General features: G+C 37.1%; 17 protein-coding genes and 1 pseudogene. 8 read left to right on the forward strand and 10 right to left on the reverse strand.

Annotation, left to right across the window (positions count from 1 at the left end; all coding sequences use genetic code 11):
- Nucleotides 1–13: 13 nt before the first annotated feature.
- The 5 genes from proC to BUA97_RS11290 all read right to left on the reverse strand — a co-directional run bounded on the left by proC (nt 14) and on the right by BUA97_RS11290 (nt 4423).
- A complete protein-coding gene (proC, locus tag BUA97_RS11270; RefSeq protein WP_072998049.1) occupies nt 14–817 on the reverse strand; it encodes a pyrroline-5-carboxylate reductase in 804 nt (267 codons plus the stop codon).
- 146 nt (nt 818–963) lie between these two features.
- A complete protein-coding gene (locus tag BUA97_RS11275) occupies nt 964–1668 on the reverse strand; it encodes a DsbA family oxidoreductase (RefSeq protein ID WP_072998050.1) in 705 nt (234 codons plus the stop codon).
- 62 nt (nt 1669–1730) lie between these two features.
- Entirely contained in the window at nt 1731–2765 is a 1035-nt protein-coding gene (gene murB / locus BUA97_RS11280) for a UDP-N-acetylmuramate dehydrogenase (RefSeq protein WP_072998052.1), read from the reverse strand.
- Nucleotides 2762–3205, reverse strand: a complete 444-nt coding sequence (locus tag BUA97_RS11285; protein ID WP_072998054.1) for a hypothetical protein — start codon at nt 3203–3205, stop codon at nt 2762–2764. The genes murB and BUA97_RS11285 overlap by 4 nt, the downstream gene beginning before the upstream one ends.
- A 15-nt stretch (nt 3206–3220) precedes the next feature.
- The gene (locus tag BUA97_RS11290; RefSeq protein WP_072998055.1) at nt 3221–4423 is read right to left on the reverse strand and encodes a pyridoxal phosphate-dependent aminotransferase; all 1203 of its coding nucleotides are present in this window, start codon (nt 4421–4423) and stop codon (nt 3221–3223) included.
- An 82-nt stretch (nt 4424–4505) separates the two neighbouring features.
- Here BUA97_RS11290 and BUA97_RS11295 point away from each other — a divergent pair, with 82 nt between their 5' ends.
- From BUA97_RS11295 to BUA97_RS11325, 6 genes and pseudogenes are all read left to right on the forward strand, one after another.
- Nucleotides 4506–4961: a DUF1801 domain-containing protein gene (locus BUA97_RS11295; protein WP_072998057.1), complete on the forward strand. Its 456-nt coding sequence runs from the start codon at nt 4506–4508 to the stop codon at nt 4959–4961.
- A gap of 341 nt (nt 4962–5302) precedes the next feature.
- Nucleotides 5303–5677, forward strand: coding sequence for a GreA/GreB family elongation factor (locus tag BUA97_RS11305; protein WP_072998632.1), 375 nt, complete (start codon nt 5303–5305; stop codon nt 5675–5677).
- Nucleotides 5678–5815: 138 nt separating this feature from the next.
- Entirely contained in the window at nt 5816–6442 is a 627-nt protein-coding gene (locus BUA97_RS11310; RefSeq protein ID WP_072998060.1) for a YiiX/YebB-like N1pC/P60 family cysteine hydrolase, read from the forward strand.
- 76 nt (nt 6443–6518) lie between these two features.
- A pseudogene (locus BUA97_RS11315) lies at nt 6519–7761 on the forward strand (aminotransferase class I/II-fold pyridoxal phosphate-dependent enzyme).
- A 170-nt stretch (nt 7762–7931) separates the two neighbouring features.
- Nucleotides 7932–8372 carry a DUF4395 domain-containing protein gene (locus tag BUA97_RS11320; protein ID WP_072998062.1) on the forward strand — a complete coding sequence of 147 codons (441 nt, stop codon included), beginning with the start codon at nt 7932–7934 and terminating at the stop codon, nt 8370–8372.
- Between the two features lie 4 nt (nt 8373–8376).
- Nucleotides 8377–8685 (forward strand): NIL domain-containing protein, encoded by a 309-nt coding sequence (locus BUA97_RS11325; RefSeq protein WP_072998063.1) that lies wholly within the window; start codon nt 8377–8379, stop codon nt 8683–8685.
- A gap of 22 nt (nt 8686–8707) precedes the next feature.
- On the opposite strand, the gene murA is transcribed toward BUA97_RS11325, so the two are convergent.
- From murA to BUA97_RS11345, 4 genes are all read right to left on the reverse strand, one after another.
- Nucleotides 8708–10015: a UDP-N-acetylglucosamine 1-carboxyvinyltransferase gene (murA, locus tag BUA97_RS11330; protein ID WP_072998065.1), complete on the reverse strand. Its 1308-nt coding sequence runs from the start codon at nt 10013–10015 to the stop codon at nt 8708–8710.
- Nucleotides 10016–10669 carry a DUF4290 domain-containing protein gene (locus BUA97_RS11335; protein ID WP_072998066.1) on the reverse strand — a complete coding sequence of 218 codons (654 nt, stop codon included), beginning with the start codon at nt 10667–10669 and terminating at the stop codon, nt 10016–10018.
- A gap of 191 nt (nt 10670–10860) precedes the next feature.
- Nucleotides 10861–11283, reverse strand: coding sequence for a thiol-disulfide oxidoreductase DCC family protein (locus BUA97_RS11340; protein WP_072998068.1), 423 nt, complete (start codon nt 11281–11283; stop codon nt 10861–10863).
- The gene (locus tag BUA97_RS11345) at nt 11280–11741 is read right to left on the reverse strand and encodes a heme-binding domain-containing protein (RefSeq protein ID WP_072998070.1); all 462 of its coding nucleotides are present in this window, start codon (nt 11739–11741) and stop codon (nt 11280–11282) included. Before BUA97_RS11345 ends, BUA97_RS11340 begins: the two co-directional genes overlap by 4 nt.
- Before the next feature lie 267 nt (nt 11742–12008).
- On the opposite strand from BUA97_RS11345, the gene der reads away from it, so the two are divergent.
- Nucleotides 12009–13316, forward strand: a complete 1308-nt coding sequence (gene der / locus BUA97_RS11350) for a ribosome biogenesis GTPase Der (RefSeq protein WP_072998072.1) — start codon at nt 12009–12011, stop codon at nt 13314–13316.
- An 82-nt stretch (nt 13317–13398) separates the two neighbouring features.
- Nucleotides 13399–14049: a uracil phosphoribosyltransferase gene (gene upp, locus BUA97_RS11355; RefSeq protein ID WP_072998075.1), complete on the forward strand. Its 651-nt coding sequence runs from the start codon at nt 13399–13401 to the stop codon at nt 14047–14049.
- A 46-nt stretch (nt 14050–14095) separates the two neighbouring features.
- On the opposite strand, the gene BUA97_RS11360 is transcribed toward upp, so the two are convergent.
- A complete protein-coding gene (locus tag BUA97_RS11360; protein ID WP_072998077.1) occupies nt 14096–14752 on the reverse strand; it encodes a ComF family protein in 657 nt (218 codons plus the stop codon).
- Between the last annotated feature and the right edge of the window lies 1 nt (nt 14753).

The following is a 14753-nucleotide window of genomic DNA, read 5'->3' on the forward strand; positions in this document are numbered from 1 at the left end:
AAAATGCAACGAATTATTGATTCAGTTCCTTCGCTCTTTTTTCAGCAGACAGGATGCCGTCTTTCAGTATGGATTTCAATACTCTGTCATCGAAAGTTTTCAAAGCTGCTTCCGTTGTACCGCCTTTTGAAGCGACATCTTTTATCAATTCTTCCAAAGATTTGTCCGAATTATTGATAAGATGATAAGCACCCAGCATGGTTTGCTTTACAAATAATTTCGAGAGGTTTTCATCGATTCCCATTTCCGTTCCGGCTTTTATCATTGCATCGATGATATAATAGAAATAAGCTGGTCCACTTCCTGAAAGTGCCGTTACCGCATCCAAAAGTTTTTCGTCTTCCAGATAAACAGAACGTCCGGTCGAGTTCAGCAATCGTTCGACATTCATCAGCTCGGAGAAAGAAATGCCTTCTGCAGCTGTATAACCCGTGATTCCCATTCCGAGAAGTGTTGGGGAATTTGGCATTGCCCGAACTACAAATTTATGTTTTAAAAATTTCTGAATTTTTTCGATAGAAATTCCTGCCATTATTGATAACACCAAAGATTTCCCTGGGATTTTAAATGTCAGATTCTCAACAACGAAAGCGAAATCCTGCGGTTTCACAGCTATGATTATCAAGTCCGCTTCCAATTCTTTCACTTCATTAAAGGACGAAATCTCCGAATCTGGAAAAACCGATTTGATTATTTCTTTTTTGATTTGGCTTCTTGTGATGAGATGGAGGTTCTGAGGCTTTATCAATTCATACTTCAAAAAAGATTTTGAAAAAGATAAACCCATATTTCCTGCGCCGAGAACTGCTATTTTCATTTGTGTTTTATTTTATTTATTTTTAATTCTCGCTGATTTTTCAGATTTTTCAGATTTTTCAGAATTTTCAGAATCTTGATCTGCTTAATTTTCTAAATCTGTGAGGAGATAATTTTATAGAAGTGATAATCCTTATTTTTTAATTATTAGCAATTATTCCCATCTACATCACAAGAATCACCTTCTCGAACGATGTCAAACTTTGAATTGCTTTCAGAAAATTCCGTCCAGCTTTTCTCCAAAACTTCAGCAAATAAATGGGTTGGCTGAGCTCCAGAAATTGCATATTTCCTGTCGAAAACAAAAAACGGAACACTGTTGATTCCAAGCGAAGCTGCTTCTTCGATATCGTTGTTTACCAATTCTGTTAATTCAGGAGATTGAACAGCATTTTGGATTTCATCTTTTGTAAAACCTAACTTTTCGCCAATTTCTGAAAGAACTTCAACATCATCAATGTTTTTTCCAAGGATGAAATAAGCTTCGAACAGAAGCTCTTCCATTTCGTTGGCCTTTCCTTTTTCCTTTGCGAGTTGAACCAATATTTGACTTTTGAAAGAATTGGAAACTTTCACATCATCAAAATTGAAATCGATTCCTGCATTTTTTCCTATTTGGATGAGGTTTTCGTGCATTTTGATTGTCTCTTGCAAAGAGTGACCTTTGATATCAGACAAATATTCATAATGATTTCTGCTGAGGTCGGTTTTCATTTTCGGGTCGAGCTGGAAAGAATGCCAATTGACCTCGATCTTATCATTTTGAACAAAATTCTGAAGTGCCTTTTCAAAATTCTTTTTCCCGATGAAACAAAACGGACATCGTGTGTCGCTCCAGATATCTACTTTCATTTTTTTAATTTATATATTTTTTAGAATTAAATTACCATCAACAATCAACTAAAAACCATCAACTAAATAATATTCACTTCCCGTTCCAATTCAATTCCATACTTTTCTTTTACGGAATCAATAATCATCGTGGAAAAATCAAAAATCTCTTTTCCGGTTGCATTTCCAGTCGCGTTGATGATGACCAAAGCTTGTAATTGGTTAGAAGCTACGTTTCCGATTTGTTTGCCTTTCCAACCAGCCTGTTCGATGAGCCAACCGGCGGGAACTTTCACAAAAACGCCATTCGGATAACCAGGGATATTTTCAAATTGTTGTTTTAAAGTTTCGAATTGTGAAACTGGAATTGTTGGGTTTTTGAAGAAACTTCCGGCATTTCCAATCACTTTTGGATCCGGCAATTTGCTTTGCCTGATGCTGATAACGGCTTTAGAAATATCTTGAATTGTCACATTGAGCGGAGTCGAAATGTCGATTCCCATATTTTCCAATTCGGATTTTATCGCACCATATTCAACATCAATTCTATGGACTTTTGTGGTCAGCCGGAAAGTGACTTCCAGAATCACGTATTTCCCTTTGCCTTCTTGTTTGAAAACCGAATCTCTGTAACCAAATTTACACTGTTCTGAGTTCAAAGTTTCAATTTCAAAGTTATCCAGATTCAGAACTTTACAGCTTTCAAAAATATCTTTGATTTCGGTTCCGTAAGCGCCGATATTCTGCATCGGCGAAGTCCCTACATTTCCCGGAATTAATGACAAATTTTCTAATCCGCCATAATTTTTATCGAGACAAAACATCACAAACTGATGCCAGTTTTCCCCAGATTTTGCTGTAACCAGAACCAAATTGTCATCGATGATTTCTTCTTTTATTCCTTTCAGATTTAATAGAATGGCTAATCCGTCAAAAGTTTTAGTAAGCAAAATATTGCTCCCACCACCGAGGAAAAGGAGTGGGAGAGTTTGGGTTTTAGGGAATTTGAGAGTTTCAATCAATTCTTCTACAGAATTGACTTCTGCAAAGTATCGAGCCGAAACATCAACTCCAAATGTGTTGTATGGTTTTAGGGAAATGTTTTCCTGTATCATTATTTATATTGAGGAAGCAAATTTTCGAGATTGTTTTTCAGTTTTTCCAGTTGTTTGTACCCTTCTGAATCTTGCGAAACGTTGTAGAATTCGTATTCTTTTGTTGACGTTTTGATTCTGAAAATCTGATCCGGACCATCATAATGACCACGTTTTTCTCCGCTTTTTGTCTTTTCCAGAACAGTGATGTCAATTCCGGATACCAGTTTTTGCCAGTCTTTTACATTGATTTTCTTCTTAAAAGCAGGGAATTCTTCCGTTCTTCCGCCTTGTGCAGAAGATTCCAGAGAGTCTTTGGTAGCGTTGATGAAAGTCCTTCCGCCTCTTCCGAAGGTATTTGTAAATGATACCGATTCAATCGAAGTGTTTTGCGCTGATGTTTTACAGCTCAATAATAAAAGCGAAAACGCTGAAAGAATAAATCCAATTTTAATTATTTTCATCTTTAAATTTTTAATTTAAGCAAATTCTGTATTGTATCTTTGAATCGCATCTTTTAAAAGTTCAACACTTCTTCTCAAGTCTTCCTTTTTCAAAACGTATGCAATTCTTACCTGCTTTTTTCCTAATTCCGGATTGCTGTAGAAACCGCCCATTGGCGCAACCATCACGGTCTCGTTATTATTGGAATAACTTTCCAAAAGCCATTGCGCAAATTTTTCTGTATCATCTACAGGTAATTCCACACCGCAATAGAATGCTCCTTTTGGTTTTGGACAGATTACTCCAGGAATCTCATTCAATAAGCTTACCAAAAGGTCTCTTCTTTCCGTGTATTCTTCTCTCACTTTGGCAATATATTCCGAATCGTTCTTGTGAGCAGCAGTTGCAGCAATTTGCCCCAAAAGAACAGGGCTCAATCTTGCCTGAGCAAATAAAATCGCAGCATCATGAATTTTTTTGGAACGTGTAATCATACAACCAATTCTTGCACCACACATTGAATAACGTTTTGATTCTGAATCAATAACGATGACATTTTCTGCAACTTCCGGAAATTCGAACATCGAAATTTGTTTTTCGCCGTCGTAAACATATTCCCTGTAAACTTCATCCGAAATAATAACAATGTCATGTTTTTTCGCAATCACTGCCAGTTTCTGAAGTTCTTCTCGGGAGTATAAATAGCCTGTCGGATTTCCGGGATTACAGATCACGATTGCTCTCGTTTTATCTGTAATTCTTTTTTCAAATTCTTCAATCGAAGGCAAGGCAAATCCTGTATCAATCGTTGAAGGAACTGCCACAATATTGATATTGAAAGTTCCGGCAAATCCATTATAATTGGCATAATATGGTTCAGGAATTATGATTTCGTCGCCATCATCACAAAGTGTGGAAATCGCAAAATTCAAAGCTTCGGAACCTCCGTTGGTAACGATGAAATTATCTGTCGTTAAATCATTAAATCCTAATGAATGATAATAATCTCTAAGTGCAATCCTGTAATCCAGATTGCCTTCTGACAGCGCATATTCCAGAACTTTCAGGTCTATGTTTTTTACAGCATCCAAAGCCGTTTGTGGTGTTTCGATATCTGGCTGACCAATGTTCAGGTGATAGACCTTGATGCCTTTTTGTTTGGCAGCAGTTGCAAATGGAACTAATTTTCTGACAGGTGATGCAGGCATATGCTGCGCTCTTTGCGATATTTTCGGCATTATTTTAAAACTTTGAAGTGCAAAAATAAGCTTTAATTTATCAACAAAAAAATTGCTATTTTTGATTTAAATTAAACCTCCCATGCAGATTTTTGTTGATACCGTTGAAGAATATATATCCCAGATTCCTGAGGAAAGACGGGATGCTTTCAGGAAACTATTGGAAACCGTTGATGAGAATCTTCCGACAGGTTTTCAGCAGACGATGCAATACGGAATGGTAACCTGGGTTGTGCCTCTGGAACTGTATCCCGCAGGTTATCACTGTGCGAAAGATATGCCTTTGCCTTTCATAAGTGTGGCTTCGCAAAAGAATTTTATTGCTTTTTACAATTCCGGGATTTATGCAGACCAGAAAATATTAGATTGGTTTGTTGCTGAGTTTCCAAAACATTCTAAAAAGACACTGGATATGGGGAAATCTTGCATAAGATTTAAAAAAGTGGAGGATATTATTTATGATCTGTTGGGTGAGCTTTGTCAGAAAATATCTGTTAATGAATGGATTGCGATTTATGAGAACAATTATAAAAAGTAATTTAGTTCTTTTTTTTTATTACAGACAATCATATTGCCAGTTATAAAAAGTAATTCATAAAAATGGTTATCTTTGAGTATCTAATCACGAAATGACAAAATTTTTATCAGATCAAAATCTGACTATCATCCGGAAAGTTGTAATTTCTTATTTGCTGGATGATATTTTTCTGCAAAATTCCAAGGAGTTTCTTTCTTAAGCCCTGTCTTGGCTATCGGACAGGGATTTAGTACTGTCATTTCTAATAATAAATATATTTTGCTGTCTTCTGCCAGTGGTTTTTTTATGGACCGCCGATGAGCCATATCGCAAAGCAGTATAAAAATTTAAATAAAATAATTATGTCACATAAAATCATTGTAACGACCGGAATCTATGATCTAATCAAAGAACAAATCAGACGGAAAAAAGTATCCCGTGCGGAGGAATACCGTTTGATTGCTGAGCTAAAACATGCTAAACAAGTCTTGAGAAGAGAATTGCCAGAGGATGCTGTTACCGTAAACCGTAAAGTAACCATTAAAGATCATACGGAAAACAAAGAAGAAACTTATCTTTTTGTTGACACTGCCAAAGAAAAAAAAGCAAAAGGGAAATTTTCCATCATGTCCAGAATGGGAATAGCAACTGTTGGATACAGGGTTGGAGACGTAATTAATTGGCCTTTTTCCGATGGAGAAAGAAAGATTGAAATAACAAATGTAGAATTCATCTAATCTACATCATTTATCAAGAGCGGGATCAGTAATGATTCTGCTTTTTTTGTCTCTTGAAGAGAATTTGACGGAAATATGGCAACTGTTTGATGGTAATAATATTATGAATTACAACTGTACTTTTTATATTTTTACGCAATGAAAAAAATAATTCCGGTTTTTTCGTTGTTTTTTATAATTCTAAGCTGCAAAACTTATAATACTTCAATTTTGGAAAATGGTGATTTACTTTTCGTCCCGGCTGCAGATTCCGGATTATCCGGAGCGATCAATAACGTGACTCAGACAGAGAAGAAAACTTCTTATGATCATGTAGGCATTGTGAAAAAAGAGGACCATCGCCTTTACGTTCTTCATGCTTCACCAAGAGGCGGTTCCCAGAAACAAAAACTTCATGCCTTCCTAAAAGAACAAACCAAATCCGGACAAAAAATTGATATTTACAGGCTGAAATCTGAATTTCATTCCTCAATTCCAAAATCAGTTTCTGAAGCAGAAAATTTGATCGGAAAACCGTATAATTTCAATTATATTCTGGATGAAAATTCCTATTACTGTTCAGATTTTGTAGAAAGGGCTTTCCGCGATAATCAGATCTTCCAGTTGGAACCAATGACTTTCATCGATCCAAAAACGAATAGAACCAATGTGTTCTGGGAAAAATTTTACCAAGACAAAAATATCAAAGTTCCGGAAGGCGAACCAGGTTGTAACCCAAATGGACTTGCTAATTCTGATAAAATTGATAAAATAGGAGAACTTTAATACTATTTTTAAAATTAATTCATACTAATTTGGTATGAAATTAAAATTATTCTATTTTTGGGTTATAAATTTTATAATGGATATATTTGAAAGAATAGAGAATAACCCAGGTCCGCTGGGCGAATACGCAACTTATGCGGATGGAGAATATATTTTTCCTCAATTGGAAGGAGAGATTTCTACAAAAATGTTTTTCAAAGGACAGGAAATGATAGTTTTCAGCTCAACAATTATCTTGGTCTTGCCAATCATCCCGAAGTCAGAAAAGTAGATGCGGAAAGTAGTCAATCTTATGGATTGGCTTATCCAATGGGTTCCAGAGCAATGACTGGACAGACAATTCATCATCATGAACTCGAAAGTGAATTGGCTGAGTTTACTCAAAAAGAATCATCATTATTATTGAATTTTGGTTATCAGGGAATGTTTTCTTTGATTGATACTTTGTTGACGAGAAATGATGTCGTGGTGTATGATTCTGAAAGCCACGCTTGCGCCATCGACGGAATAAAACTTCATCGAGGAAAAAGATTTGTTTTCGCTCATAATGATATGGATAGTTTTGAAAAATCACTCCAAAAAGCTTCAAAAATTACAGCGGAAACTGGCGGTGGAATCCTGGTTCTGACGGAAGGCGTTTTCAGTATGAATGGAGAGCAAGGCAAGCTGAAAGAAATCGTTGAACTCAAAAAAAGTATCCTTTCCGGTTGATAGTTGACGATGCACACGGTCTTGGTGTGATGGGAAAAAATGGAGCAGGAACCGGCGAGGAGCAAGGCGTTCAGGATGATATCGATCTTTATTTTTCTACGTTTACAAAGTCATTTGCTGGCTTCGGTGCTTTTGTTTCCGGAAAGGCAACTGTCATCAAATATATCAAATATAATATTCGGTCACAGATTTTTGCCAAAGCTTTACCCATTGTAATGGTTATCGGAATCAGAAAAAGATTAGAATTAATCAAACAAAATCCTCAGTTCCGAACTCGACTTTGGGAGAATGTTTTTAAAATTCAGAAAGGTTTGAGAGATTTGGGATTCGATATTGGGAAAACTAATACCTGTATCACGCCAGTTATCATCAAAGCTGATACTTTGGAAGCGACTTTAATTGTCAAAGAGTTGAGAGAAGTTCACAGAATTTTTACAAGCATTGTGGTTTATCCGGTTATTCCAAAAGGTTTGGTAATGCTGAGAATTATCCTAACAGCAGAACATTCTGAAGAAGAAATTAATCAATTACTGTTTGCTTTCGAAAGTTTGAATAAAGCAAAAGAAAGTAAGCCAATATTAATAAATAATGAATCTATGGAAATTTAATTCATACTTATTTGGTGGGAATTAAATAATTTATATATTTGTAATAGATTTTAGAATTAAATGATAAGCATATTCTCTCATATTTTGATGTGTAAATCCAAATGACATTTGGTAGGAGAGAGTGTGTGAAAGCTTTACCCTTACCGGTAAAGCTTTTTTTATAAAAGACTATGGAAAAATTTAAAAATAAAACAATCTACGTGGACGAAAATGTAGTCTCACTAGTGGCTTATCAGGTGGTATTGATTACAGTTTTCGGGCTTCATTTCCAGCAGCAGTGGCTTTTGTTGTTGTTGGTTATTGATTTTTTTATCAGGGCGAGCGGGATATTTATGTCGCCTCTATCTTATACTGCTAAAAAAATAAGTGAGTTTGTTTATTTTGAAAAGAAACCGGTTTTTGCTGCTCCAAAGAGATTTGCCGCATCGTTAGGTTTGTTGATGTCTTTGCTTATCGCTGTTTTTTATGATTCTCAGTCCGGTATTTTTCTGGGGGTCATGTTGATTTTATTCGCTTGTGCTGAAAGTGTTTTCCATGTCTGTATAGGTTGTTATATCTACAATTATTTAGTTAATCCTATCCTGAGAAAATTTAACTCTCCAAAAAATTAAAAATATGATTTATCCGAATGAAAATGATAAAAAAGCTTTTTTTCCAATCAAAGAAAAAGAGATTATTTTGGAGGTTGATCTGAATGGTAAAATCCGTTTTGATATCCTTCTTTACACGATATACAACCAATTAGGAATCATTTATAAAATTATCAATGCTGATCTGGAATATATCAACGGAAATAATTTTGGGAACATCCGGCTTATGCTGAAAGTGAATCATGACTCATTGGCCGATCTGGAAAATTATCTTCAGAAATATAAATTGGTCAACAGCAAAATCGATGTGATACAAAAAAAAGAAGCTTCATAATAAGCTTCTTTTTTTATAAATTCTAAATTCTTCTGATCTCTGCGCCGATCGCTCTGAGTCTTTCGTCGATATTTTCATAGCCTCGGTCGATTTGCTCAATATTCTGGATAACTGATTTTCCTTCCGCTGATAGAGCTGCGATCAGAAGTGCATTCCCAGCCCTGATATCGGGTGAAACCATCGTTGTTCCTCTCAGTGGCGTTTCCTGATTCAGGCCGATAACAGTTGCCCTGTGCGGATCGCATAATATGATCTGAGCGCCCATATCAATCAGTTTGTCAACAAAAAACAATCTGCTTTCGAACATTTTCTGGTGGATCAGAACAGATCCTTTTGCCTGCGTCGCAACAACCAGAATAATAGATAGCAAATCCGGAGTGAAACCCGGCCAAGGTGCATCCGAAACTGTTAAAATCGAACCATCTATGAATTTCTGCACTTTATAATGTTCCTGGGACGGGATATAAATATCATCACCTCTCTGTTCCAGCTCTATCCCAAGCTTTCTGAAAGTATTCGGGATGACACCCAGCTGATTCCAGTTGACATTTTTGATGGTGATTTCAGATTTTGTCATCGCTGCCAAACCAATCCACGAACCGATTTCTACCATATCCGGAAGCATTGTATGTTCCGTTCCGTGCAGTTTATCAACGCCTTCGATGGTGATAAGGTTGGAACCGATTCCTGTGATATTCGCTCCCATTCTGTTCAGCATTTTGCACAATTGCTGCAGATAAGGTTCGCATGCCGCATTATAGATTCTCGTTTTTCCTTTTGCAAGAACTGCTGCCATCACAATATTAGCTGTTCCTGTTACAGAAGCTTCTTCCAAAAGAATAAACTTTCCTGTCAGCTCTTTGGCTTTCAAAGAATAATACTGGTCTTCTTCATCAAAACTGAATTCTGCTCCCAGTTCCACAAAACCCTGAAAATGTGTATCAAGTCTTCTTCTTCCGATTTTGTCTCCGCCCGGCGTAGGCATATAAGCTTCGCCAAATCTCGCCAGCATCGGTCCGAGAATCATAACAGAACCTCTCAGCTTGGCACCGTCTTTTTTGAACTCTCTGGATTTGATATAATCGAAGTTTACTTCATCAGCTTTGAAGGTATAATCTCCTTTTCCGTTTTTGGTCACTTTGACATTGAAGTCCTGAAGGATTTCGATTAATTTATTCACGTCCTTAATGTCGGGAATATTGGTAATCCTGACCTCGTCTTCCGTGAGCAAAACCGCACAAAGAATTTGCAGCGCTTCATTCTTTGCACCCTGAGGTGTAATTTCTCCGCTCAGTCTTTTTCCTCCTCTTATTTCGAAAGCACCGTCCATTTATCTTCTTTTGTTTTTATGATTCTGGAAATTATTTTTCCTGTTATTATTGTTATTTTGATTTCTGTTGCTGTTTCTGTTATTGTTATTATTCCTGTTGGTGGCATAATAGATTTTGCTCTTATCCAGAGAATCAAGACCGGTGAGATCAAGCCTGTTTTTCGACAGCTCCTTAAGATGACGGAAAATCACATCATCCTGCACATGTTCTTTGTTGTACACGTTATAGGATTTCTTCATATTATTGGCAATTACCTGTATCAAGGCATCTTTCTCATCACCTTCTTCCAGAGCGATTGCAGTTTCTATCAGTTGAAGGATACTTTTTCCGTAGAATTTATAATCGTTTTCCAAAGATGGATAATCCATTTTTCTTGGCTTCGTGATCAGGTCTTCTGCACTTAGAATCGGATATGGCGAATCTACATCCAGGTTGTGATCGGCAAGAATAAAAAGATGATCCCAAAGCTTGTGCTTATAATTTTCTTCATCACGAAGGTGTGGGTTTCTCTGACCCATAAACTCAATGATAGCAAGCGCCATTTCGTTACGCTCTTCCTTTGTAGGAAGGGTTTTGCAATGCTCTACGAGTTGCTGTATATTGCGCCCATATTCAGGCATTAGTAGCTGTGTTCTGTCGGTATTATATTCCATAATATTGCAAATATAAAAATATAAAATCAGAAAAAATTTTATTTTAATATTTCAGGAAGACAAATAGATAGGACGTATCCCATTGCGCTGATAAAATCAGCACAAACGGGTCGTGCTTTCCGCTATATCTTTTCCTGCCCGGGTTGTCCTGCTTCAGAAAAAGGATGCCGCTGCAATCACTTACGCATTTTTCAATTCAGGAATTTTTTCCGTTGTTCCGCATTGGGTAAAAAACATTGGTTTTCCGCTAGTTTCTTACGGTTTCGGGAAACCAAGCTGTAAATCTGGTTGCCGATAAAATCAGGAAGAATCTTTCCAATGTTAGCCAAAGAATAAACGCCACCCAGTTCACTGGCAATTCTTAAGACCGCCTGATATTTTGACAAATAAGAATGCTCGGGTTTCCAGAGGTAAAGCGTGTCAAAAAACTGATTCGGAAGATTTCTGTCATTTAAAAATTTCTGCCCGAATTCCGACTGTAGTGAAGAAAATAAAAATTTATCATTTCTGTCTTTTTCTAAAATCCATTGAACCCAATGATTGCAAAATCCACATTCACCATCATAAAAAACAATGGATTTATCTTTTAAACTAACTGAGATCTCTGTTGTCATAATCTGTTGGTTTCCTGGATTTGTTTCTGGATCATTCGGAAGTAGTCGACCAATTGCTTTCGTTGTTCGTCAGACAATTTGGCATCAGAATGACCTAAAGTATAACTTTCCAAAGGCATTTTTTTCTGTTCCACATATTCAGCGGCTTCTTCCAGCTTGTGTGCCTGGCGCTTTGGTTCGTAAGTTGCAAATGTAGAGAAATTAAGTTCTTTTCTTCCTTCATCAATGTGGTTTTTCAAGAGCCAGCCTGCTGGCTGGATATAACTGTATGCAGGATATTCAGTTTCGTTGGAATGACAGTCATAACATGAATTCTTGATCAGCTTTGCCATCGGTTCAGGCGTATTCTTGATTTTTAAAAAATCCATGCCTTCATTGGCTTCAGGATTGGTTTTGTCAATCGGGAAAAATTGAATGATGATAAATGCTGTGAGCAAAATAATTAATATTTTTTTCATAGTTTAATTTTGAATTGAAGTTACAAAAAGCTCTCCAATTATTTAAAAATCAGAAGCTAAAAACTGTCAGATGCAAACTCTCAACCAAAAACCTTATATTTGCAAAAATTTTGGGCTTCGAAAGTCGAAGTAACCCATTCTTAATCAGAATTTAAAAATTCGGAGATCGAGGGATTAAAAAATTCACATGAGATTTAGATTCTCTAATTGATTTCTATATCCCAACTTCTGTAATCTCTTTGTTTTTAAAGAAAAAGAAACAAATTTATGTCAAACATTGTCGCTATCGTTGGACGGCCCAACGTAGGAAAATCCACATTATTTAACCGTTTATTAGAAAGAAGAGAAGCGATCGTAGATTCTACGGCTGGCGTTACGCGTGACCGTCACTACGGAAAGTCCGACTGGAACGGTGTAGACTTCACTGTGATCGATACAGGAGGATATGATGTGGGGACAGAAGATATCTTCGAGCAGGAGATCCGCAAACAGGTTCAGCTGGCGGTCGATGAAGCTACTTCCATTATTTTTATGGTGAATGTAGAAGAAGGTCTTACAGATACCGATCAGGAGATTTTTGAATTATTAAGAAAATCCAATAAGCCGGTTTATCTTGTGGTGAACAAAGTGGATTCTTCGAAGGAAGAATTGCCGGCAACAGAGTTTTACCAGTTGGGTGTTGAAAAATATTATACGTTGTCTTCTGCAACAGGTTCCGGAACCGGAGAATTATTGGACGATGTCGTTAATGATTTCCCGACGACAGATTACAAAGACCCTTTCGAAGGTTTGCCAAAAATAACAATCGCAGGACGTCCGAATGTCGGAAAATCGACTTTGACCAATGCGCTTCTCGATGTTGAGAGAAATATCGTTACCGATATCGCTGGAACTACCAGAGACAGTATACAGACGCTGTATAACAAGTTCGGACATGAGTTCGTACTTGTAGATACTGCCGGGATGAGAAGAAAGGCAAAGGTTTCCGAAGACCTGGAATTCTATTCCGTGATGCGTTCCATACGCTCGATCGAATATTCTGATGTTGTGATACTGATGGTAGATGCAACACTTGGTTGGGAATCCCAGGATATGAATATCTTCGGATTGGCACAGAAAAACAGAAAAGGAATCGTGATTCTGGTGAATAAATGGGATCTTGTAGAAAAAGAAACCAACACGATGCGTGATTTTGAAGCGGCCATCAAGCATAAAATCGGGCAGTTCAGTGATATCCCGATTTTGTTCATTTCTGCTTTGACGAAACAGAGAATCCTGAAAGCCGTTGAGGTTGCAATGGAAGTTTATGAAGACAGAAAGAAAAAAATAAAAACTTCCAAACTGAACGAAGTGATGCTGCCTGTTTTCGAAGCAACACCACCACCGGCTATCAAAGGTAAATATATTAAAATCAAATATTGCGTTCAGCTTCCGACGCCTAGTCCCCAATTTGTTTTCTTCTGTAATCTTCCACAATATGTGAAGGAGCCTTACAAACGTTTCACGGAGAACCAGTTGAGAAAACACTTTGGATTTACAGGTGTTCCAATTGAAGTTTACTTCAGACAAAAATAAAATTTAACCCTTTCGGAATTAATTCTGAAAGGGTTTTTATTGATTAGAAAATTTTACGAACTTTACAAATATTATAAAACTAATGCTTACAATATTATCACAAAACTTCTCTCTTGTTAATTCCTGGATCAATGATCTTAGAAACATCGAAGTACAACAAGACCGAATGAAATTCCGCAGAAATATGGAAAGAATCGGGGAGATCGCCGCTTTCGAAATCAGCAAAACACTTGGTCAGAAAGAAATTGAAATCACAACGCCGCTCGATAAAATATCCGTCAGAGAAATCGAAACACAGCCTGTTATTACGACTATTCTGAGAGCTGGTGTTCCTTTGTTCCAGGGCATTCTTAATTATTTTGATAAGGCCGATTGCGGTTTTGTAGCTGCTTACAGAAAACACGATGCCAACGATTATTTCTCCATCAAACAGGATTATCTAACCTGCCCGAAATTAGACGGTCGTCCGTTAATTGTTGCTGACCCGATGTTGGCGACAGGAGCCTCTCTTATCGAAGCAATCAAAGATTTGCTGACCAACGGAAAACCTACCTCTATTCACATTGTTGCGGCTATTGCTAGCAGACAAGGCGTAGAAACTATTCAGCATGCTTATCCTGATGCAAAAATCTGGATTGGAGCTTTGGATGAAAATCTAACGTCCAAGGGTTATATCACGCCAGGGCTGGGTGATGCCGGAGATCTGTCTTACGGGGAAAAACTGCAGCGATAACTGTGAGGTAAGTTATAGATGATTCAAACTTATAATGCATAACTGATCAGATATCCATTGCCATCACGAGAATACTGATTTTTACATTTTCAGAATTACTGAGGATTTCCCAAGCGATGTTTGATATTGTATTTCCGGTTGTGTAGACATCATCAATCAATAAAATATGCTTGCCATTGATATTTTCCGTCAGTTGGTAAGCATTTTTTGTTTTCAGCCTTTCCGACTGGTTTTTCTTGGCCTGAGCCCGCGAATGTTTAATTCTCTTTAGTAAAGTATGATGAACAGGAATCTGATAATATGCAGACAATTGATTGCTAAAAAGATGCAACTGGTTGTAGCCGCGCTGTTTCAATTTTTTGTAATGAAGCGGAACAGTGACAAGTAAATCCGGTTTTTTTTTACTCAGATCAACCCTTTGCGTTACCCAGTTTGCCAGGATTTTTCCGATTTTTTCGCGGTGATTATACTTTAACTGGTGAATGATTTTCTGAGCCAGACTCTCCTTTTCATAGATCAAGAGAGAATAGGCATTCTCAACAGGGATTTGTAAAGATGCTTTTTCGATCAGAGAATTAGTGTCAAAATAGTTGTGGTTGGAAAAATTGACTTTGTCGAGGCATAACTCACAAACGATATCTCTTTTGTCAATCAGTTGATTGCAATCCAGACAGCGGTTGGGAAATAGGAAGTCAAAAATCATT

Source organism: Epilithonimonas mollis, from assembly GCF_900142325.1.
Classification (GTDB): domain Bacteria; phylum Bacteroidota; class Bacteroidia; order Flavobacteriales; family Weeksellaceae; genus Epilithonimonas; species Epilithonimonas mollis.